This is a genomic window from Ketobacter alkanivorans (genome assembly GCF_002863865.1).
GTDB classification, from domain to species: Bacteria; Pseudomonadota; Gammaproteobacteria; order Pseudomonadales; family Ketobacteraceae; genus Ketobacter; species Ketobacter alkanivorans.
In genome coordinates this window covers 270,130-291,390 of record NZ_CP022684.1, presented here as the reverse complement: position 1 = coordinate 291,390, position 21,261 = coordinate 270,130, and the positions used below count along the sequence as shown (strand labels likewise).

At 49.4% G+C, this 21,261-nt stretch carries 18 protein-coding genes; 9 read left to right on the top strand and 9 right to left on the bottom strand.

Annotated features, from left to right (window positions below; translation table 11 throughout):
- Window positions 1-124: 124 nt before the first annotated feature.
- Genes Kalk_RS01320 through Kalk_RS01310 form a run of 3 tightly spaced genes read left to right on the top strand, consistent with a single transcriptional unit; the run spans window position 125 to window position 7,075 of the window.
- A complete protein-coding gene (locus tag Kalk_RS01320; protein WP_101892495.1) occupies window positions 125-2,797 on the top strand; it encodes a PD-(D/E)XK nuclease family protein in 2,673 nt (890 codons plus the stop codon).
- Window positions 2,784-6,161 (top strand): UvrD-helicase domain-containing protein, encoded by a 3,378-nt coding sequence (locus Kalk_RS01315; protein WP_101892494.1) that lies wholly within the window; start codon window positions 2,784-2,786, stop codon window positions 6,159-6,161. Before Kalk_RS01320 ends, Kalk_RS01315 begins: the two co-directional genes overlap by 14 nt.
- Window positions 6,161-7,075 (top strand): 5'-nucleotidase, encoded by a 915-nt coding sequence (locus tag Kalk_RS01310; protein WP_101892493.1) that lies wholly within the window; start codon window positions 6,161-6,163, stop codon window positions 7,073-7,075. Before Kalk_RS01315 ends, Kalk_RS01310 begins: the two co-directional genes overlap by 1 nt.
- Before the next feature lie 6 nt (window positions 7,076-7,081).
- On the opposite strand, the gene Kalk_RS01305 is transcribed toward Kalk_RS01310, so the two are convergent.
- Window positions 7,082-7,558 (bottom strand): hypothetical protein, encoded by a 477-nt coding sequence (locus tag Kalk_RS01305; protein WP_101892492.1) that lies wholly within the window; start codon window positions 7,556-7,558, stop codon window positions 7,082-7,084.
- Between the two features lie 281 nt (window positions 7,559-7,839).
- On the opposite strand from Kalk_RS01305, the gene Kalk_RS01300 reads away from it, so the two are divergent.
- Entirely contained in the window at window positions 7,840-8,364 is a 525-nt protein-coding gene (locus Kalk_RS01300) for a universal stress protein (RefSeq protein WP_101892491.1), read from the top strand.
- Here the strand turns inward: Kalk_RS01300 and Kalk_RS01295 are convergent.
- Window positions 8,345-9,130, bottom strand: a complete 786-nt coding sequence (locus Kalk_RS01295; RefSeq protein WP_101892490.1) for a sulfite exporter TauE/SafE family protein — start codon at window positions 9,128-9,130, stop codon at window positions 8,345-8,347. The two genes, Kalk_RS01300 and Kalk_RS01295, sit on opposite strands and share 20 nt — an antisense overlap.
- Before the next feature lie 174 nt (window positions 9,131-9,304).
- On the opposite strand from Kalk_RS01295, the gene cysB reads away from it, so the two are divergent.
- Complete coding sequence (gene cysB, locus Kalk_RS01290; protein WP_101892489.1) at window positions 9,305-10,276, top strand: HTH-type transcriptional regulator CysB; 972 nt, start codon at window positions 9,305-9,307, stop codon at window positions 10,274-10,276.
- Between the two features lie 73 nt (window positions 10,277-10,349).
- Here cysB and Kalk_RS01285 read toward each other — a convergent pair whose 3' ends face one another.
- Together Kalk_RS01285 and Kalk_RS01280 are read right to left on the bottom strand one after the other, a co-directional pair.
- Window positions 10,350-10,685 carry a hypothetical protein gene (locus tag Kalk_RS01285; RefSeq protein ID WP_101892488.1) on the bottom strand — a complete coding sequence of 112 codons (336 nt, stop codon included), beginning with the start codon at window positions 10,683-10,685 and terminating at the stop codon, window positions 10,350-10,352.
- A 12-nt stretch (window positions 10,686-10,697) separates the two neighbouring features.
- Window positions 10,698-11,432 carry a phosphoadenylyl-sulfate reductase gene (locus Kalk_RS01280; RefSeq protein WP_101892487.1) on the bottom strand — a complete coding sequence of 245 codons (735 nt, stop codon included), beginning with the start codon at window positions 11,430-11,432 and terminating at the stop codon, window positions 10,698-10,700.
- 238 nt (window positions 11,433-11,670) lie between these two features.
- On the opposite strand from Kalk_RS01280, the gene thrH reads away from it, so the two are divergent.
- Window positions 11,671-12,288, top strand: coding sequence for a bifunctional phosphoserine phosphatase/homoserine phosphotransferase ThrH (gene thrH, locus Kalk_RS01275; RefSeq protein ID WP_101892486.1), 618 nt, complete (start codon window positions 11,671-11,673; stop codon window positions 12,286-12,288).
- A gap of 9 nt (window positions 12,289-12,297) precedes the next feature.
- On the opposite strand, the gene pabB is transcribed toward thrH, so the two are convergent.
- Window positions 12,298-13,635: an aminodeoxychorismate synthase component I gene (pabB, locus tag Kalk_RS01270; RefSeq protein ID WP_101892485.1), complete on the bottom strand. Its 1,338-nt coding sequence runs from the start codon at window positions 13,633-13,635 to the stop codon at window positions 12,298-12,300.
- Between the two features lie 42 nt (window positions 13,636-13,677).
- The gene (gene ppsR / locus Kalk_RS01265; protein ID WP_101892484.1) at window positions 13,678-14,496 is read right to left on the bottom strand and encodes a posphoenolpyruvate synthetase regulatory kinase/phosphorylase PpsR; all 819 of its coding nucleotides are present in this window, start codon (window positions 14,494-14,496) and stop codon (window positions 13,678-13,680) included.
- A gap of 278 nt (window positions 14,497-14,774) precedes the next feature.
- On the opposite strand from ppsR, the gene ppsA reads away from it, so the two are divergent.
- Window positions 14,775-17,141: a phosphoenolpyruvate synthase gene (gene ppsA, locus Kalk_RS01260; protein ID WP_101892483.1), complete on the top strand. Its 2,367-nt coding sequence runs from the start codon at window positions 14,775-14,777 to the stop codon at window positions 17,139-17,141.
- A gap of 79 nt (window positions 17,142-17,220) precedes the next feature.
- Here ppsA and hisI read toward each other — a convergent pair whose 3' ends face one another.
- Window positions 17,221-17,655, bottom strand: a complete 435-nt coding sequence (hisI, locus tag Kalk_RS01255) for a phosphoribosyl-AMP cyclohydrolase (protein WP_101892482.1) — start codon at window positions 17,653-17,655, stop codon at window positions 17,221-17,223.
- Between the two features lie 75 nt (window positions 17,656-17,730).
- On the opposite strand from hisI, the gene Kalk_RS01250 reads away from it, so the two are divergent.
- Entirely contained in the window at window positions 17,731-18,663 is a 933-nt protein-coding gene (locus Kalk_RS01250; protein WP_158643255.1) for an adenylate/guanylate cyclase domain-containing protein, read from the top strand.
- 15 nt (window positions 18,664-18,678) lie between these two features.
- Here Kalk_RS01250 and Kalk_RS01245 read toward each other — a convergent pair whose 3' ends face one another.
- Together Kalk_RS01245 and Kalk_RS01240 are read right to left on the bottom strand one after the other, a co-directional pair.
- A complete protein-coding gene (locus Kalk_RS01245) occupies window positions 18,679-18,915 on the bottom strand; it encodes a hypothetical protein (protein ID WP_101892480.1) in 237 nt (78 codons plus the stop codon).
- An 80-nt stretch (window positions 18,916-18,995) separates the two neighbouring features.
- Window positions 18,996-20,150, bottom strand: a complete 1,155-nt coding sequence (locus tag Kalk_RS01240; RefSeq protein WP_101892479.1) for an NnrS family protein — start codon at window positions 20,148-20,150, stop codon at window positions 18,996-18,998.
- A 285-nt stretch (window positions 20,151-20,435) separates the two neighbouring features.
- Between Kalk_RS01240 and Kalk_RS01235 the strand changes: the two genes are divergently transcribed.
- Window positions 20,436-21,254, top strand: a complete 819-nt coding sequence (locus Kalk_RS01235; RefSeq protein ID WP_158643254.1) for a hypothetical protein — start codon at window positions 20,436-20,438, stop codon at window positions 21,252-21,254.
- Window positions 21,255-21,261 lie beyond the last annotated feature (7 nt).

Below are 21,261 nucleotides of genomic sequence, written 5' to 3'. Positions count from 1 at the left end.
AGGGTCGATTCTAGCCCAATCGACGCTGCAGTTGCATACTTACACCATCAGAATTCGAAAAATATCTTCATAAATCTGATAGTTTTCCCATATTAACGGTTCATTTTAACGGTTAAAGGTACCGGTGACGCTGACGACACTTGATCTGCAAAGAATTGGGGCAAACGACCTCATACTCACACCTAACCGCCGCCTGTCCGCCTGGCTGCAAAGGGATTGCAATGAGCTGATGTTAGGCTCAGGCAAGCGTGCGTGGAATAGCTTGAAAGCGATGCCCGTGGATAGTTGGCTGTTGGAGCAATACGATGCTCTTGCACTGATCCATACGGGCGATAACCCGTTACCGCGCTTGCTGTCTCCACAGCAGAGCCGGTTGATCTGGCAAAAACACCTGGCGCGGAACATGGAGGAGGGCACAGATCGGGAAGGGATGGTGCAGCTTTGTATTCAAGCGCGCAGCCTTGCCTGCCGCTGGCAGCTACGAAACGAAGACTGGAACCAGGGTGAAACCGAGGAAAACCGCGTATTCGCATGCACTCACGAAGCGTATCTTGCGGAATTACAGGCACAGAACTGGGTTGATGCTGCCGGGTTGGCTGCGTTGCTTTTGCGCGAAAGCCATAACCATCTTAAGTCTTACGACAGGGTGTTCCTGCACGGGTTCAATGATCTGTCTGAACCGCAGTTGCTCAGCATTGGCAAATTATTTGAGCGTCACGGAGCCTCCGTACACTTTTCTGGCGCGGCCACTCACCCGCTCAATGCTCACACTATCGGCCTGCCAGACCACCAATTACAGTTTAAACAGGCATTACTGTGGGCCATCAATCAATATCATAACAACCCGCAGGGGCTGTTTGCGATTGTTATACCCAACCTGCAACAACAGCGCAGCCATCTCGAAAAGCTTTGTCACGATTTGGCCCACGCCAACCCCGGCAGTCTCCCTGCTGCATGGCAGAACGCTATCAACATTACTGCGGGGCGTCCGCTATCCAGCTACCCCATAATCAGCCATTTACAACTGTTGCTTAGAGCGATGCATAACGCCTTACTCTTGAATGAATGGGCCGTGCTGATCAAAAGCCCGTTTGTAAAAGGTGGTATCCGCCAGTTTGAACTCAGAGACAGCTTCGTGTGTTGGTTGCGCAGCAACAACCGGCCACAGCTAAGTTGGCTGCAAGTACAGCAGCAATGGCATGCTTTTAACTCCGGGCGTGGAGAAAACCAAGAACAGAGTGAAGCACCGTTATCGCTTGCCGACGCATCACTCAGCCAAGTCCGATTCAAGAAAAGCGTGTCACAATGGTTGCAGTGGCTGCAGCAAACCTTAAAACAGTTGGGTTGGCTAAGCGAGTTTACTCTGGATAGCGAAACCTACCAGGTAAATCAGCGACTTCAGGAAACACTTCAATCCATGGTGGAGCTAGAGGGCTTCTTAGACAACCTCAGCTTCAGTGATTTCACCCAGGAGCTGTTCACCCAGCTGAAGAACACCACATTCCAGCCACAAACAGACACAGCGCCCATCCAGATTATGGGTGTATTGGAGGCGGCCTCTCTGAATTTTGACGGGCTATGGGTGTGCGAATGTGAAAGTCAGCAATGGCCACAAGCCGCAACCTCAAACCCGGCACTGCCCCGCCAAACTTTGCGTAAATATAATATGCCGGGATCAGGCCCTGATCGTGAATTGCAGTATGCAAAATCGATTTTAGAGGGCTTTCGCCGTTGTGCACCGCAGGTTGTGTTTAGTTGGGGGCAATTTCAGGGGGATTCGCAACTTCTGCTGTCGCCACTCCTGGAGGATCTGCCTGCCACAAACGCGCAAGCAACCTCATTGAATGCACAGTCGCGGGAGCAACGATTATATGAGCACCGGTCTGCCGTGCTGAGTGTAGCGGCCGACGAGGTCGGTGTACCGCTTTCCGAGACTCATAGCAAGGGCGGCAGCGGCTTGATAAAAGCTCAGTCACTCTGTCCCTTTAAAGCTTATGCAGAATATAGGCTTGGTATAAAACAAGAAGACGACTTACAAGACGGCGTTAAAGCCAGTGACCGAGGCACATTGGTGCATCGGGTATTAGAAGCCTTCTGGGAACAAGTGGAAAATTATTCAGCGCTACAACATCTGCTGTCCAACGAATTACGGTTAAGCGAGTTTTTGCATGAGTTAATAGAGAAAGAGCTGATTCGTTTTAAGCAGGATGTGTTTTTACAGCCTGAGGCTCTTTACGCTTTAGAGCGGGAAAGAACGTTTAATGCAGTTTCCCAATGGCTGCTGAGCGCAGAAAGCAGCCGATCCAATTTTGTTGTAGATAAACTTGAAAAGCGTCAAAAGATCTCTCTCGCCGGTTTGGAGCTTTCCCTAACGGCAGACAGAATTGACGTGCTTGAGGATGGCAGCCGTATCATTATTGATTACAAAACAGGGCTGAAAACAACCTCATCCCTGTTGGGTGAGCGGCCAGAGGAACCCCAGTTGCCGCTTTATGCTTTACTGGATCCCACCAACACCACGGGCATTTACTTTGGCATCGTGCGCCCGGACAAAGCCGAATGGCATGGCCTGCAGTCCACAACAACTGCGTTTAGCGCCAGCGCCCTGCGTACAGTGAAAAACCCAGAGGAGGGGTGGGAAGAACAGGTTTCTGCCTGGAAGTTAAGCCTTGAGGCGATTGCTATCGAGTATCAGCAAGGGGTTGCGCGTGTAGCACCCCTATCAGATAGTGTGTGTCAATTTTGCCATCTTGGGCCAGTATGTCGGATCAAGGAGCACAATCATGACGATGAATGACCATAAAGAGCGGGAGCAGGCTCTGGATGTTGGTGAGAGTTTCATCGTACAGGCTCCAGCAGGGTCCGGTAAAACCGGCGTATTGACGCTGCGCATTCTGCGTTTACTTACGATCGTTGACAACCCTGAAGAAATACTTGCTATCACCTTTACTAAAAAGGCCGCAGCGGAAATGCGGGTGAGGGTGATGGAGGCACTCGAGCTGGCAAGTCACGCCACGCCACCCGAAAGTGCGTACGATCAGCAGTTCTACTATCTGGGTCGGAGCGTGCTGCAACGGGATGTAGAAAGGTCATGGGGATTGAAGCAAAATCAAAGTAGACTGCGTTTGCTCACCATTGATAGCTTCTGTAATGGCATTGTGCGGAACCGACCACTTGGTTCCGGCCTGGGTGTTCAATTCACTGTAGCAGAAGATGCCAGCGAACTTTATCAGAACGCTAGCCGTGCATTATTAGCATCTCTTGACCAAGACGACGACCTAGGTAGCGCATTGCGCAGGGTTCTTGGGCAGTTGGACAATCAGTTCAGCAAGCTCAGCTCACTGGTTAGTCAAATGCTCTCACAACGGGATCACTGGATCAGCGACGTTACCAATATTCATGGGAACATGATCCAATTCCGGTTACTGCTGGAACATTCACTTCGAAACCTGAATCAAGATGCCCTCGCTGCAGTCAAAGAAGCCTTTAACCCCGATTTTTTTCCCGAATTAGACAGCCTTGCTGTCTTTGCCGAAAACCAGCTACGCTTGCAACAGATTGAACATTCGCTGTTAACAGCGAAGGCAAGCTCAGCCCAGCACCAAAAGGAGCAGCTAAAACTATTGCTCACGGCAAAACTTGAGCCACGCTCTCGGCTGGATAAAAATGGTGGTTTTCCAACCGGAGATAACGCAGCAGAAAAGAAAGAAAACAAATTATACAAAGAACGTGCTAAAGCGTTAATCGAGCAAATTCATAGAAGCGGATCACCCGGACTGACTGCGATTCAGGATTTTATCAATTTGCCCGACGAATCCCTCACAGAATCTCAATGGCAACTGTTGGAAGATCTTGTGCTGATTATGCGCTTCGCCGCAGCGCATCTTAAACTGGAGTTTCAATCTCAGCATCGTGTCGACTTTAGCGAAATTGCGTTAGCCGCATTGGCAACATTGGGCAGTGCAGACGACCCATCTGACCTCACATTAATACTGGATAACAGAATCAGCCATATACTGGTTGATGAATTTCAGGACACATCCTTCATCCAGGTTGAACTACTGGATAAACTGACTGCTGGCTGGGAGCAAGGAGATGGTCGCACGTTGTTCTTGGTGGGTGACCCTATGCAGTCGATCTATGCTTTTCGGAAGGCAGACGTGGGCCTATTTATACGGCTTTGGTATCAGCAGCGGCTTGGCCAGGTGCCGATTACGCCTTTGGTTTTATCGACCAACTTTCGCTCATCTGAAACCATCATATCCTGGGTCAACAATGTTTTCTCACGGGTATTTCCCAGCCGGGCTGATACTCGAAAGGGCGCTGTTACTTATTCGCAGTCTAAGGCAAATCGTACTGCAAAAGATGAGGATATCGTTGCGCTTGAATTTTTTAGCCATGAAGAGAAGCAGAAGGCATGCGCAACCAAAGATGAAGCTCGATGGATTGCAGATACCATTGCCAAGACTAATGCATCTGATTCCATCGCGATCCTCGCTAAAGGAAAAGCTCACGTCGCCCCAATCGTTGCGGAACTGAAATCCGCAGGCATCGCCTATCAGGCAGTGGATATTGAATCATTGGCCCATAGCCAGATGATCACAGATCTGATGTCAGTGGCCAGGGCTTATCTTTCTCCGAATGATAAAACAGCGTGGTTTGCCTTAATGCGCGGCCCATGGTGCGGTATATCCTTGATAGATCTTCAGCGTGTGGCGAGCGTTGCGGCTACCCCCTGGCAGGCATTGCAGATCCTATCGAATTCTGATCAATGGAGTGTTCACTTTGAGGCACCGGTACAGCATAAGCTGCAGCACCTGCATGGGTTGTTTGTTAAAGCTTATGGTGATCGACATCGTTATTCCTGGCAACAATCTCTAAGAGAATTGGTTCTTGGGCTTGGTTTGCCCGCCACGGCAAACAATGCTGCAGAACTTGAATCGATCGATCTGTTTTTTGCGCTGCTTGATTCTATTAACACCATAGCGGACACGCCCGACTTCAACGCATTGCAGCGCAAGCTAACCGATTTCTTTGTGCCACCCGAAGTGTACCCAGAAGATCAGCGGGTTGTTCAAGTGATGACCATGCACAAATCAAAAGGCCTGGAATTTGATGTTGTTTTTTTACCGCAACTTAATCGCAAGCCCAGAGGCGACGACAAACCGCTCATTCTGTTGGATAAGCAGACAGCCATCGCCAGTGAGGAGCAGGAACTGTTTTTGGCACCACTGGAAAGCAGAACACTGCAGTCCACTGGTTCGGTGTACGATTACTTATGGAAACTAAAGAAACAACGAGCGCTGAACGAAGCCGCACGGCTATTATACGTTGCCTGCACAAGAGCAAAACGCAAACTATACCTGAGTGCCTGCGTGGAAAAAAAAGATGGCGATTTCAAAAAGCCAGAAACCAACAGCCTTCTGGCACTGCTGTTTCCCATTCGAGATGTTATTGACAGCAACGTCCATACCTGCACTCTATCGGAATTGGATTCACCGAAGAGGCCTTTCCGCATCACCTCAGATGATTTTATAAATATGCTCGGCCAAAGCGACCATTCAGCTATTCATCAACCTGTGGATGTCTCAGTTATCGGGGAATCTGAACAAGAAACCGGCCAGCAGCATAGACGCCTTGCAGGTATATTAACCCATCGGCTATTTGAGCAGCTTAGCAATAACCCCTCCCTGTATGCTTCACTCTCACCAGAACGCTGCGCTCATTCCTGGCGGCAGGAGCTTATTCGCATGGGAGTTATGGAATCCTCCCTTGAAGCAGCCCTCGACATCGTTACAAGGGCTATTGTCAATGTGCAATCTTCAGATAATGGCCGTTGGTTATTCGGCAAAACCCGTACTCAGGATCAGGCCGAGCTGTCACTTATTTATCAAAGTGAAGACAGTTCAAATCCTCTTCAGACCGTTTCGAAGAATATTATTATTGATCGAACGTTTATTGAAAACGAAACGCGATTTATAATTGACTATAAATTATCGGAGCCCGAAGGCGATACAGATGCTTTTATTAATCAGGAAGTGGCCCATTATCGCGCGCAGTTAGCAGGTTATCACCAAGCACTTTATGCAATGGAAGCATCACCCACCAAATTGTTCCTCTACTTTCCACTGATCGATCATCTCCAGGAGGTAACCCTCTAATGCCTATCACCTTCGACGGAAAACTGGTTATCGCAACATCATCCAGCGCTCTGTTTGATTTGTCAGAAAGTCATCGCATATTCAACGAGCAAGGGCTGGAAGCCTATCGTCAATATCAGATCGAGCAAGAAGACACGCCACTCGAAGCTGGGGAAGCATTCCCGCTGGTAAGAAAGCTTCTGGCGATCAATGATATGGTGAACAGCAACAGTGGAGTAGAGGTAATATTGCTTTCACGTAACTCGGCTGATACTGGGTTGCGGGTATTCAACTCAATTGAACATTGGGGCCTGCCGATTACCCGTGCTGCTTTTTCTGGCGGCAAAAGCCCTTATCAATATGTTGAGGCATTCGGTGCGCATCTGTTTCTGTCTACAAACCCCGGAGATGTTCGTGCTGCACTAGATCTGGGTTATGCCGCTGCCAGTATTATCTCCCCAAGCAGAGCCACAACAAAAAATCTTGCGGCTGAGTTAAAAATCGCCTTCGATGGTGACGCGGTATTGTTCTCTGACGAATCCGAACAGATTTATCAAACACAGGGGCTCGCGGCATTCACAGCCTCAGAGCGTGCAGCAGCGAAAACCCCCATGCGCGGCGGCCCATTTAAGCCGTTTCTACAAGCATTACACAATCTGCAGTCACAGTTCTCTGAAGAAAGTTGCCCTATACGCACAGCGTTAGTTACCGCGCGTTCAGCACCAGCCCATGAGCGAGTTGTGCGCACACTTAGGAACTGGAATATTCGAATAGACGAATCACTGTTTCTTGGCGGGCTTGATAAAGGCGCGTTTCTTAAAGCGTTTGGGGCGGATGTTTTCTTTGATGATCAGGAAGGGCATTGCGTCTCTGCAAGTGAACACGTTGCAGCGGGGCATGTTCCCCATGGGGTGGCAAACAAGCCGCAGGAATAGAGCGCTCTACCAGCTATAGTTGATTGCAACAGCGCCATCAACCACGAGCTTGTCGAGCAGCTTTTCAGGGCAGAGCTCCACCTTTTCGCGAATTGATTTGGAAAAGTCCATCGCCTGTTGAATCGGCGCATGCAAAGTGAATGAGGTACCGACCGAAACAACGTCGATTTGAGCGGAGTTTGAATTCAGCGTCCAAGAACTGTAGTTTGCGCCTAATTCAAAAGCGTTTCCTTTCATAAGGTTTGTTTCAGCAGTAAATGTCAAACTGATCAGGGGAACAGCAGAAACGGATCGCGTTGACAGACTGTTCATATCGAAGTTAGCAAGTGCGGGCTGATGATAACCATTCAACAAACGACTTTGTTCGTCCGTTAGCTTTACGCCAAGATGGTGCGATTCTGCAGACAAGACGCTTGTGGAGGCAATACATAAGATGCTTCCGGCAAGCGCAATAACCCTGTTCCAAAATCCGATGAATTTCATACAGCAACGACTACCTAATACGTTAATGAAAAATGCGGCGTTTTCGTACCTTAAAAGTAGTTAAGCATCTCAAACTAAACCAATTTGTAATTTCCAGAATGAGCAGTAAGTCGCTATTTTGATCAGAAGTATTGTCTGCGTTTACTGCATCTCACCTAACCGAATTTAGTTACCCCTTCTTTATTATTTACTGTGCGCATAACAGGCAAAAACGACGTCACCTGCTATGATCTAAAGATGGTCAATAAACATACATTTCGCCGTTGAAGTTCTGTTAATTAATGTTAAATAACATCCTCTATGCTGCCGATCTCGGCTTGTTTGGCCCTTTCATTCTGGAGCATGTGTGTGAGCTTGCGAGCAGGCACAATGCCCAGGTTACCGTGGTGCATGCGGTAGAGCCTGTTAGTGTGTTTGCAGGGGCGTTGTTGGAAACCTATGTGCCGCAGAAAGATAAGGCTGCGTTGAAACACCATGGTTACGAGGCTGTGATGACCACCATCAGAGCCCGTGTCAGGCAGGCGTTCGAAGAGGACTTTATTGACTTCAAGGGGTCTACAGAGTGTATATGTGATGTGCAGGTCTATGACGGTGACGCCTGCCAAGTGATTTTAGATACAGCGGAGAAAATTGATGCCGATCTGATCGTGATGGGCACCCATGGCGGCCACTCAAACAGGAGCACCGCGATAGGATCGGTCGCAACCAAAGTGCTGCAGTTGTCTCAAGTGCCAATCTATTTAGTGCCTACTACTATGATGAGGGAGAGCCAAACCCGGCCTCGCCTCAAAAAAACGCGTATTTAACCCCCAATAACAACAACATACTTGCCAGCATGGGCTGTAAAAACTTCTCAGGAAGGCGGGTAGCCACTTTGGTACCTATATAAATAGCAGGCAGTGAGCCAATCAACAGCGACCCCAGCAGATAAAAATCGACATTTCCCAACAGTAAATGCCCTGTACCCGCCACCAGCGTTAACGGAACGGCGTGGGCGAGATCAGTGCCAACCACATGTATGGACGGCATACGAGGGTATAACAGCAGCAAGATAGCAGCCCCAAATGCCCCGGCTCCTACCGAAGACAAAGTAACCATAATGCCCAAGGCAATTCCCATGACCCAGGTATAGCGGGGGGAGTGCCTTTGCAAATGAGCCAGAAAGCCTGTGGCCTCATGATCATGAGACTCAGCAATTATCTTCTTACGAAACAACAGCACGATGGAAGTGAGTATAAGCATTACTCCAAGCATGGAGGTCAGCACGTGCCCGTAAGATTCCGAATCCTGAAAGTAGGTATGCAGGACATAAATGGTTGCTAAACTGGCAGGCAGGCTACCGGCAAACAGTGTAAATACGATGTTCCAGCGTATGGTGCCTTGACGTTTATGGACAAAGACGCCACCCGATTTGGTGATGGAGGCATAAAGAAGATCAGTACCGATGGCAACATGAGGCGGAAAGCCGAACAGTAATAAAAGAGGGGTCATTAATGAGCCACCGCCAACACCGGTAACCCCTACAGCAAAACCAACAGCGGCTCCCGCCAGTATATAAACTACGATATCCATAGACGATGCCGACAATCTCTTCTAAGTTGAAATGGCGATAACAGAAAATTATTTAACAATCTGAAGTTTTGAGGTTGGTAAATTTAACGATTCTGTCCTATTCTGCAAAGGAATATATTTTCATATTGTTATAACCCCGAAGCCAAATAACAAAAGGAAAGGGGAGGGAGATCAATGAAACTTCAGCAATTGCGTTACATCTGGGAAGTGGCGCGACACGATCTGAACGTCTCGGTTACCGCGCAAAGCCTATATACTTCGCAACCCGGAATCAGTAAGCAGATCCGCTTGTTGGAAGATGAACTGGGGGTAGAGATTTTCTCCAGAAGCGGCAAGCACCTGACTCGTGTTACACCCGCAGGGGAAGCCATTCTCAGAATCGCTGGCGAAATACTGCGTAAAGTGGACAGTATAAAGCAGGTGGCTCAGGAGTTCAGTGACGAGAGCAAAGGCAGCCTCTCACTGGCCACAACCCATACTCAGGCTCGTTATGCGTTGCCTGGCGTAATAGAAACCTTTATCGATAAATACCCCGACGTTTCCCTGCATATGCACCAGGGCACCCCAATTCAGATTTCTGAAATGGCTGCCGATGGTACAGTGGATTTTGCTATCGCCACAGAAGCATTGGAGCTGTTCGGTGACCTGATCATGATGCCTTGCTACAGCTGGAATCGGGCCATCATTGTGCCGCGCAACCATCCGTTGGCGCAGTCATCCAAGGTCACCCTCGAAGAAGTATCTCGCCAGCCCATCGTAACCTATACCTTTGGGTTCACTGGCCGCTCCAAACTGGACGATGCGTTTTTGGACAAAGGTTTGTCACCGAAGGTGGTTTTCACAGCGGCCGATGCTGATGTGATCAAAACCTACGTCAAACTGGGACTGGGTGTTGGAATCGTGGCGAAAATGGCCTGTGATGTAAACGATCCTGATCTGGTGGCGCTGGACGCTTCACACCTGTTTGAGCCCAGCGTAACCAAGATTGGTTTCCGTCGCGGCACCTTCCTGCGGGGCTTCATGTATGAGTTCATCGAATTGTTTGCACCACATTTAACCAAAGAAGTCGTGGATGAAGCAGTGGATCGCCATACCCGGTCTGAACTGGACGAATTGTTCAGCCATATTCAACTGCCCACCCTTTAACCAGCTCCTCAGCAAAAAGGCCCTGTAGATATACTTCTACAGGGCCTTTTTATTGCCAAAACAAAGGCGGATATCAGAGAAAATCGAGATCCGGGTTGTTATGCAGGATTTCTTTTAATTCATCTTTCTCTTCTGTCTGCTGATCCAGCACTTCCTTCACAAACTTGAAGTAAACCGTGTAAACACTCTGGCGACCATCATCATAATCCACCACAAAGAAGGGGGCACGATCAACGTTCAGCTCAGCAGCCAATAACATGCCGGCGCTTGTAGGGTCACGCTCATCGGCCACCAGAATTTCGTTGATTCGATCGATTTGGCCTGAATCTTCCAGTCGGCCGATTACCTCCCCGCATTTCTTGCAGGGTGAGCCATCCGCTAGAATTTTCTTAACCAGAGTAATTTTCATCGCTCTATCTCGCTACTTTTTATCGACATTAATGGCGTGCAAGCCACACTCTTTGGCGGTTGCTTCTTCCCACCACCAGCGACCTTCACGCTCATGCTGGTTAGGCAGAACTGCTCGCGTGCATGGCTCACAGCCGATACTGGTGAAACCTTTTTCATGCAGTTCATTATAAGGAACTTCATTGGTGCGGATGTAGGCCCACACTTCCTCGGAACTCCAGTTTGCCAGAGGGTTGAATTTAATCAACTGATTGGATTCGGTGGAGAATGCACCATCAATCTGGATCACAGGAATATCCACACGAGTACCAGGGCTTTGATCCTTGCGCTGGCCGGTTACCCATGCGCTCAACGTAGACAGTTTGCGGCGCAGAGGGCCAACCTTGCGAATCGCACAGCACTCTTTGTGATCATCCTGATAGAAGCTGAACATGCCTTTCTCTTCGATCAGCTTTTCAACCTGGGCCACTTCAGGGAAGGTTGCCTCGATCTTGATGCCGTAGTGAGTTCGAACCTTTTCCAGAAAACGATACGTTTCCGGGTGCAGGCGGCCGGTATCCAGCGTGAATACACGGAACGGCTTGCCAAGTTTGGCAGCCATATCAACCAATACAACGTCTTCAGCGCCGCTGAAGGAAATTGCCAGGTTATCATCAAACTTATCCAAAGCGGCTGCCAGAATTTCCTGGGGGCTCTTGGATTCCAGATCACTGTTCCATGCTTGCGCGTCTGCTTGGGTTAAACTCATGCTTGCCTCTCTACTCACTGCTCTTGATTCGTCATACCTCTCGGAGGGCGCGTATTCTAGCAAAGAAAGTGAACAGACCGAAATATAAGAATGAAACTGATATATAACCGGATAGAATATAAAAACCGTCTGAAAGTGCCCTTGTGTATCAATCAGTGCACATTGCAAGCGGACTCGAATATCGCTAGAGTTGCGGCCAGCGAAAAACCTCAGATCAACTCGTTAACTGGAGAACGTTGTGGAAATTGCATGTCTTGACCTGGAAGGGGTTCTGGTACCGGAAATTTGGATCAATTTTGCCGAGAAAACCGGTATAGAAGCACTTAAAGCCACCACCCGCGACATTCCCGATTACGATGTGCTGATGAAACAGCGCCTTTCTATATTGAACGAGCATAAACTGGGGTTGAATGAAATTCAGGAAGTGATCGATTCCCTGGGGCCGATGGACGGTGCACTGGAGTTTGTGGATTGGCTCCGGGAGCGCTTTCAGGTAGTCATTCTGTCAGATACTTTCTACGAGTTTGCGCAGCCTTTGATGCGCCAATTGCGCTGGCCGACCCTGTTCTGTCATCGCCTTGAGGTGGCTGAGGACGGTCGCATTGTAGATTACAAGCTACGGCAGGCCGACCCGAAACGCTCCTCTGTGAAAGCATTTCATTCCTTGAATTACCGCTGCATAGCGGCAGGGGATTCTTACAACGACACGACCATGCTGAGTGAGGCAGAAGCCGGCATTCTGTTTAAAGCCCCCAAGAATGTGATTGAGGAGTTTCCCCAGTTCCCGGCGGTTCATACTTATGAAGAGCTGAAGCTGGAGTTCATTAAGGCTTCCAACAGGGATTTGGCCTTATAATTCAATGCATTACTGAAGGGACTTAAGAAGGTTTCCAATCTTGTCCTGGATCTCTTGATACTCGGCATCACAGGTGGAGTCAGCCACGACTCCGCCGCCGCCTGAGCAACTGATCATTCCCTGTCGCGCCACCAAAGATCTAATCAGAATGCTCGAATCCATGCGGCCGCACACGTCGACATACAATAAACTGCCGCAATAAAGCCCACGCCCGTTGGGTTCAAGCTCTTCGATCACCTCCATAGCCCGACGTTTGGGGGCTCCAGTGATAGAGCCACCAGGAAACGCACCCACCAGAAGATCCAACACATCCAGATCCGGTTTTAAGGTGCCAGTAATGGTGCTAACCATATGATGTACCGCACTGAAACTTTCGATATCAAAAAGCTTATCAACCCGCACCGAGCCAATCTCGCAGGTGCGCCCCAGATCGTTACGCAACAAATCCACGATCATCAGGTTTTCAGCACGATCCTTGTCGCTGTGTTGCAAGTCGTATTTGAGCTGCGCATCCATCGTCATATCGGCACTGCGTGGTCGAGTGCCCTTAATCGGCTTTGCTTCCACCGAACGGTCGGTACAACGAATGAAACGCTCAGGTGAAAGGCTCAACAACGCCCATTGCTCAGTTTCGATGTATCCACCCATCGGGGCTGTCTGCTGTTGACGCAGCTTGCGGTAGGCCTGCCAAGGGGAACCCGTGAATGGCGCCTGAAAACGTTGCGCAAGATTGATCTGATAACAATCTCCACTGCAGATATATTCCTGCACCTGAGAAAACAGTTGGCGGTACACGGCCGGTGGCATGTCGCCGACGAACTCGTCAACAAGGCTGAATGCAATATCGGCTGGAGAGGCGTGCGGCGGCTCGGGAGTCGCAGACAGGTATGCCGCCTTCAATTGTTCGCCCTGGGCTTCGAAGCCCTCTAATGTGACCAGCTGCGTCTGCCTGGTGCGATGATTGCTGACAATCAGGGCAGGGTAAAACCCCATCCACAGCAGCGGCAAGTCTGAATCATCACGCTTGATTCGAATGGATTCTGTAATTTCACCTAAATCATAGCTCCAGACACCAAACCAACCAGGGGCAGGATGGTTTGGACGCGCCTTAACCTCGTAAGCCTTCAGTTGGTGGCGTAAGTCCGATAGGGCTTGTGGTAGATCCTGATTTTGTGCATTCAACACACAAGTGCGCACTGGCGCAGCAGTGTAGACGTCAATATGATCCTGGTAACTGTCGCCACTATCCAGTAGTACTGCATGCCCCAATGGACGTATTTGCGCAAAGCGATCCAGTGAATTTCCGTAGGGTAGTTCGCAAAACAACAGCGCTCTATCAGGTTTCATTATATAGAATCAGCTTCAGGTATGATCTTTAAGTAATTGATTTTAAGCTAATCTACGCTTGATGCCAGCTGCTTCAATTACCTTCGTGGAAATCTCTTCAATAGAAGCGTGGGTACTGTTTACGTAGGGGATTCCAAACCGGTTAAAGATAGCCTCGGCACCGCGAACTTCGCTTTCACATTGGTTGATCGAGGCGTAACGACTATTAGGTTTGCGTTCGGTGCGGATGGCAGCAAGGCGCTCGGGCTCGATGCTCAGGCCAAACAGCTTGCTGCGATGCTCGCGCAACGCCTTGGGTAAATTAAGGTCATCCAGATCGTCTTCGGTTAGCGGATAATTGGCCGCCTTAATGCCGAACTGCAGGGCCAGATACAGACAGGTCGGCGTTTTACCACTGCGGGACACACCAATCAAAATCACATCGGCCATATCATAATGCCGGGTTCGGGCACCGTCGTCGTTGTCTAAAGCATAGTGAACCGAGTCAATTCTCACCTTGTAGCTCTGATCATCCACTATAGAGTGCGATTTACCCACAGAATACGAGGATTCAGCCCCTAGCGCGCCTTCAAGCGGCTTCAGAAAGCTGGAGAAGATATCCAGCATGAATGCCTTGCTTTGGCTCAGCATGACGCGAATATCGTCGTTAATGACCGTGCTGAACACCAAAGGTGGCATATCGTCCGACATGGCTGCCTTATTAATTCGGGACACAGCATCCCGCACCTTTTCCTCATCCTTCACATAAGGAATGGTAATTTGATCGAAATCGACGGTATCAAACTGGGCCAGGAGAGAGTGCCCGAGGGTCTCTGCTGTAATCCCTGTGCCATCTGAAATAAAAAATACCGTACGCTTCATAAGTGCTTCCTGGGCTTGGCAAAATCGTCGCAATAATTTAACGTGAAACCCCATTTAGAACGAGTAATTTATTGCCTTTTTTAGTAGAATCTTGCGTCTCAAAAAGAAACGCCGCGCGGCTGCTAATGGCTGAGAGTACCTTCTCAGTACATTATTCCTGCTCATTTCGGCAGCGAACGACCGGTCGCGCTAACGGAGCGGGCACTGTACTGTGCTTGTTTTAGGCCAGGCACCAAAAGTGCCTAGATTCCACATTTTACAAGGTAGGGAGAACGACCTTGAGCGATTATGTAATCTGGTTCCAGGAACTGTCCAAGAACGATGTCGAGAAAGTAGGTGGTAAAAACGCCTCTCTCGGTGAAATGATCAGTAACCTGTCTGGTGCGGGTGTATCTGTACCGGGTGGCTTTGCCACCACAGCCCAAGCCTACCGCGAGTTCCTGGAGCAAAGCGGACTTAATAAAAAGATCAACGATGCCCTCGACAAGCTCGATGTTAATGACGTGAACCAGCTTGCCGAAGTCGGTAAAGAGATTCGCGAATCCATCATTAACACGCCATTGCAGCCCGCACTGGAAAGCGCCATCAAGGAAGCTTATTCCAAATTGCAAGACGGCAATGAGCACATGTCTGTGGCGATTCGCTCATCCGCCACAGCAGAAGATCTTCCTGATGCATCATTTGCAGGCCAGCAGGAAACCTTCCTCAACATCCATGGTGTCGATAACGTTCTCCATGCGGTAAAAGAAGTATTTGCATCACTGTACAACGATCGCGCTATTTCCTATCGAGTACACCAAGGCTTCGAGCATCGCCATGTTGCCCTGTCTGCAGGCATTCAACGCATGGTGCGCAGCGAAACCGGCTCCAGCGGCGTCATGTTCTCACTGGATACCGAGTCCGGTTTCCGCGACGTTGTGTTCATCACTGCAGCCTACGGGCTGGGTGAAACCGTTGTGCAAGGCCAGGTTAACCCTGATGAATTCTATGTACACAAACCCACGCTGGCAGCGGGTAGACCTTCGATCCTGCGCCGAAACCTGGGTAGCAAAGCGGTAAAAATGATTTACGGCAGCGCAAACACCACCACCAAGTCCGTTGAAACGGTGGATGTGGAAAAAGAAGATCGTCAGCGTTTTTCTATTACCGATGACGAAGTTCAAGCGCTGGCTAAACAGTGCATGATCATCGAAAAGCACTATGACCACCCGGTTGATGTGGAATGGGCACGTGACGGTGATGACGGCAAGCTGTACATCGTTCAGGCTCGCCCTGAGACAGTAAAAAGCCGTCAGACCAACGTGATGGAGCGCTACCTGCTGAAAGAAACTGGCAAGGTTGTGGTGGAAGGCCGCTCCATCGGGCACCGAATTGGCAGCGGTAGTGTGAAACTGGTTACCAGCCTGCGTGAGATGGACAAAGTTCTGCCTGGCGATGTGTTGGTAACAGACATGACCGACCCCGACTGGGAGCCGATCATGAAGCGTGCTTCAGCCATCGTCACCAATCGTGGTGGCCGTACCTGTCACGCGGCCATCATCGCCCGTGAGCTTGGTATCCCAGCGGTAGTGGGCTGTGGTGATGCCACAGACATTCTGCAAGAAGGCCAGGAAGTTACTGTATCCTGCGCTGAAGGTGATACCGGTTTGGTGTATGACGGTAAACTGGTGTTCGATGTTCAGAAGAATTCCATTGAATCCATGCCAGACCTACCGTTCAAGATCATGATGAACGTGGGCAATCCTGATCGTGCCTTTGACTTCCAGGCTCTGCCAAACGCCGGTATCGGCTTGGCCCGACTGGAATTCATCATCAATCGTATGATCGGTGTGCACCCGAAAGCACTGCTGAACTATGAAACACTGCCAAAAGATGTGAAGCAAGCCGTGCAACGCCGTACTTCAGGCTATGCCGGGCCGGTTGAGTTCTATATCGAAAAGCTGGTTGAAGGTGTTTCCACGTTGGCCGCGTCTTTCTATCCCAAGAAAGTCATCGTGCGTCTTTCGGACTTTAAATCCAACGAGTATGCCAACCTGATTGGCGGCAAATTGTACGAGCCGGAAGAAGAAAACCCCATGCTGGGCTTCCGCGGTGCATCCCGTTACATTTCCGAAAGCTTCCGCGATTGCTTCGAGCTTGAATGTCGTGCCATGAAAAAAGTGCGTGAAGAAATGGGGCTGGATAACGTCGAACTGATGGTGCCCTTCGTACGCACAGTGGGTGAAGCCGAACAGGTCATTAAACTGCTGGAAGAAAACGGCCTCAAACGCGGTGAGAACGGATTGCGCGTCATCATGATGTGCGAACTGCCCACCAATGCATTGCTGGCTGAGCAGTTTCTGGAGCATTTCGATGGCTTCTCCATCGGCTCGAACGACCTGACACAGCTAACGCTGGGCCTGGATCGTGACTCTGGCATTGTCTCCCACTTGTTTGATGAGCGTGATCCGGCAGTAAAAGCGTTGCTGCAGAAAGCCATAGAGGCCTGTATCAAGGCCGATAAATATGTGGGGATTTGTGGCCAGGGCCCATCCGATCATCCTGATCTGGCGCGTTGGCTGATGGATATTGGTATCAACAGCGTATCTCTGAATCCTGATTCAGTGTTGGATACATGGTTCTATCTGGCTGAAAACCATACCTGATCAGCAGTAAGCGCAACAGGAAAAGAGAAGGGGAGCATGATTGCTCCCCTTTTTTATCGACATGTAGATCGACATAAGCTTATTTTTTGTACAGCTCATCCGGGGAAATCAACACATCGGCGTTAACAGTGATCTCACTGCCATCCACCTGGTAAAAGAAACAACTTCGTCGACCGGTATGACAAGCCGGCCCCTTCTGATCTACCTGCATCAAAACAGTATCGCCATCGCAATCCAAAGCCAGCGTCTTCAACAGTTGAATCTGCCCGCTGCTTTCACCTTTGCGCCACAAGCCGCCTCGGGACCGCGACCAATAGCACACACGCCCCGTATCAAGGGTCTCTTGTAACGCATCTCTATTCATCCAGGCCATCATCAACACTTCCTTGGTGTCGAATTGTTGCGCCACCGCTGGAATCAACCCTTGATCGTTGAACTTGATATGGCGCATCATTTCATCCAAAGGTGTCCGAAATCCAACCTCACTTTTTTCTAACGCTTTAAATCTATTCATAGTGTTTTTTTACAGGGCTCGAATGTTTTGTATACTTAGAATCATACCGTACATCCATTGCTGTGGGCCAATCACTTGAATCAAGATCTGCCAGATCACATTGTCATCATGTTTGCTGATGTTTCAGGCAGTACCCAGCTCTACGAGAACCTGGGTGATACCGATGCCCATGATTGCATCAGCGAAAGCCTGAACCGCATTGTCCACCACGCCTCTCAACATAACGGCCATTTGGTTGAAACCATTGGTGACGAGGCGATGATCATGTTTGCTAAAATAGAAGACGCTGCATTGGCCGCTATCGATATGCAGCAGCATTTCTTTCAAACCCCCGTTGCTCACGATCACTTTATTAAAATTCGCATTGGATTCCATTACGGCCCCATTGAATATGACGAAGGGCACCCATTCGGCGACACCGTGAACGTGGCTGCACGGGTGGCTGCGCTGTGCGAATCAGGTCGAATTATAGCCACAGATACCACCGTATCCGGATTAGCTACGCAGCAGGAATTTCAGTTGCGCCCCTATCAGACCGCTCGAGTCAAAGGCAAATCAAAGCCCATTCGAGTGCAGGAAATCGTGTGGGACCGTGAAGACTCCACGTCCATGATCAATGCCACACAGATGACTCAGCTCACCCAATTAGAAAGCCAACCACTGAGTTTGCAAATTTATTATCGGGGTAAAGTGTATGAATTAGCAGCCGGGCAGGGGGCATTCATCATCGGACGGGAAACCCACTGCGATCTCGTAATCGACAGTGCGCTAGCTTCGCGGACTCATGCGCGCATTGAATTTCGCTGGGGTGAAGCTATTCTGACCGATCACAGCACAAACGGAACCTACGTAGAAGCCCAACGTGGCAAGCGCGAGGGCGATGGAACCTCAATCAGACTCCATCGAAGGGAAGCGGCTCTGCACGGTACTGGCAAGATCGCCATTGGTACCACTGTACAGCAGGCTCAAGAGGTGAACCTGCTGGGATACAAAATAGATCAGCATTAACCCAGTTGAGGAGCCTTATTGAGCAAGCTCATGTTCGATACGCTCGATTGCCTGCGTTACCTTCTGCAAGTCCTCATTGGTTACCCGGCTTATCTCAGCCAGAACCTCAGCGTTTTCAAGCTGTAAAGCCTGCTCCTCAGAATCGGCCGACAGGCCATTGGCGTAATCCTTTTTAATCGCATCCAGCCGATTCAATAGCTCCTCTCTTTTACTCAATAACTCGGCCTTCTTCGCCTGAAGATCAATCGTCATGAAAACTCCTCCTAAATGTTACTCATAGGTTATATCAACCCAAAACCAACTTATTGATTACTATCAATGTAACGACAACATCAGCCCGGTTTGCCATCGGCCCTGGCAGAAGTCAGAACCGAAGCGTATCGCCACACAAATAACGCAAATGGAATCACCCATAACAACGCCGTAATGCTAATGCCCAGGCGCCAATCGACAGCGCCCAGCCCAGTCACAATCCTAACCAAAACGCACAACTGAATGAGCACAAAGGCAGAAACCATCCCCTGAGGCAGCACCAGTGGACGACCAGTATGGCCAAGAGACACGCGGGACATAACCCCCAGTATTAGTGTGGCTATGGCGCCGATGCCGCCACCATGTAGCCACAAGTTTGCCGGTATCCATCCAGCAATACCCAGTGCCAACATAAACAACGAAATGGGAATCCAAAGTAATGCCAGATGCAATATCCACAACAGTGGCTCGCTCCTTACCAGCCAGCCGCGCCATAACACAATTCTGACCAGATGCAGCAAGCCACAGGCAACCGCACAGACCAAAATGACAAGATCCCAAGGCGTAAGCAACAACACGCCCAGCGCCAAAGTAGCGATCAACGCAATAAGATCCAGCACCGTGCTGCTGTACACGGCATCGGCATTACCACCCCGCTGACGCAACCAGCCAGCAGAAAATCCAGGCGTGATTCTGCCACCAATCACCGCCATAACGGCAAAAATAATGATCATGGCACTTTTATCGAAACCACCCATAGGGAACAACAACAAGCCGCATTCTGCCGCCCACACCATCGCTAGTGCACCCAATAGGACATACTGTCGTCTTTGGCGAACCTGCCATACACGGCGCCCGGCATCCAGAATCACCATGGGCAAGAACAGTAAATTTATGGCCACCACCACAAATGGAGGCAGCCCCAGATCGAACAGCATCACCAGCCGACCGCACAACCATAGCAGCCACAATATCAACAGAGGTGTGCCGTGGGTCCGATCTGTGCCTGTCCAGACACAAACCGCCGTCAATAAAAAGCCAGCAATCGCCGGGTTTAGAAACCCAAATAACATTTCGTGCTGATGCCAACTTAATAAGGGCAGGGCAGTGGGCAGCGACGCTGCTCCCGTCACACCCAACACCCACAATGGAATAACCAAAACGGCCCAACACCCAGCAGAGAGGAAGAATATTCGAAAAGGATAATCAATCACTCGCACAAATCTGTTTTCCATTAGCAACCACCCGTTTTATACTCGTTTCAGCTGTACCGCGATGCCCCTAGAGATTAGCTCTCATCAATCACCAAGTTATTGATCCAGATGAGGTAAACGCTTAGTTACTCGACAAAGATAGAGCAGATAAGCATGGTTAATTTCAATATTTCCAACCAACCGTCTGGACAGACTGCACAGTGTGAAGTCTGTTGCTGTGAGATCACCCATCAAACTGACTTCAATCATGCCAGTACCGTATGTCAGAACTTCGAGTGCAAACAGCTTTACAATCAACGATTCACAATGAATCCTACATTGTATAAACCACATTTTGAGTTTCGGAAAAAGTTAATATTAGAACGAAAAGCTAAAGAAGAGCATGACAAACGTCATGCCGACAGTATTGATGCCCACGAAGCCCTCGATAATCAGAAGATATTGGATGCCTATATCAACACAGATAAATCCATCCCACCTGAACAAATCAAACTGGTTATGATACCCACGGGCCTGGCACATACAGTGCCGCTATCCTCTGCACGAAAAGCCCAGTATCAAAAGCACTTGGAAGAAACCATAGAGGAGGCCGTTCAGTACAGCAACGCGGATGATGCCGTTAGAGATCAGCACTACGATGCCCACGAACGCTTAAAACAACAAGACGAGTTCTTGCAGTCTCATCCCCATATCAGTGCTGCCTCCGATACACTATGCGGACTATGCAAAGGCGGTTGTTGCTCAACCGGTGGAGACCACGGTTTTATCAGCGCGGTAACCATCAGGCGGCTAATGGATAAAGACCCAGATCTAACGGCCCAATCAATACTGAACAGCTATCTTTCCCACATTCCTGATCACAGCATCGATCATTCCTGCATCAATCAAACAGAATCCGGCTGCGCACTCCCCAAAGCGATGCGTTCAGATGTGTGCAATGTATATTTTTGTGATGAAGTAAAAAGCCATCAGACGAGGATGGCTGAGAATGATAGTGAAAAGGGCGTAACTTTAGTAATACAACGATCTAATACTAACTGGAATCGCTATGAGGCAATCGATTTCAACAAGGTTGTTAGCATCACACTGATTAATGGCGAGAACAGACTGGACATCAAACCATAGTGCACGG

Excerpts from the sequence above, each read along its gene's own strand:
- pabB (WP_101892485.1), bottom strand. The coding sequence starts at position 13,635 with ATGAAACCTGATAGAGCGCTGTTGTTTTGCGAACTACCCTACGGAAAT.
- Kalk_RS01310 (WP_101892493.1), top strand. The coding sequence starts at position 6,161 with ATGCCTATCACCTTCGACGGAAAACTGGTTATCGCAACATCATCCAGC.
- Kalk_RS01295 (WP_101892490.1), bottom strand. The coding sequence starts at position 9,130 with ATGGATATCGTAGTTTATATACTGGCGGGAGCCGCTGTTGGTTTTGCT.
- hisI (WP_101892482.1), bottom strand. The coding sequence starts at position 17,655 with ATGAATAGATTTAAAGCGTTAGAAAAAAGTGAGGTTGGATTTCGGACA.
- cysB (WP_101892489.1), top strand. The coding sequence starts at position 9,305 with ATGAAACTTCAGCAATTGCGTTACATCTGGGAAGTGGCGCGACACGAT.
- Kalk_RS01240 (WP_101892479.1), bottom strand. The coding sequence starts at position 20,150 with ATGGAAAACAGATTTGTGCGAGTGATTGATTATCCTTTTCGAATATTC.
- Kalk_RS01280 (WP_101892487.1), bottom strand. The coding sequence starts at position 11,432 with ATGAGTTTAACCCAAGCAGACGCGCAAGCATGGAACAGTGATCTGGAA.
- Kalk_RS01305 (WP_101892492.1), bottom strand. The coding sequence starts at position 7,558 with ATGAAATTCATCGGATTTTGGAACAGGGTTATTGCGCTTGCCGGAAGC.
- Kalk_RS01315 (WP_101892494.1), top strand. The coding sequence starts at position 2,784 with ATGACGATGAATGACCATAAAGAGCGGGAGCAGGCTCTGGATGTTGGT.
- Kalk_RS01245 (WP_101892480.1), bottom strand. The coding sequence starts at position 18,915 with ATGACGATTGATCTTCAGGCGAAGAAGGCCGAGTTATTGAGTAAAAGA.
- Kalk_RS01235 (WP_158643254.1), top strand. The coding sequence starts at position 20,436 with ATGAATCCTACATTGTATAAACCACATTTTGAGTTTCGGAAAAAGTTA.
- Kalk_RS01285 (WP_101892488.1), bottom strand. The coding sequence starts at position 10,685 with ATGAAAATTACTCTGGTTAAGAAAATTCTAGCGGATGGCTCACCCTGC.
- Kalk_RS01300 (WP_101892491.1), top strand. The coding sequence starts at position 7,840 with ATGTTAAATAACATCCTCTATGCTGCCGATCTCGGCTTGTTTGGCCCT.
- ppsR (WP_101892484.1), bottom strand. The coding sequence starts at position 14,496 with ATGAAGCGTACGGTATTTTTTATTTCAGATGGCACAGGGATTACAGCA.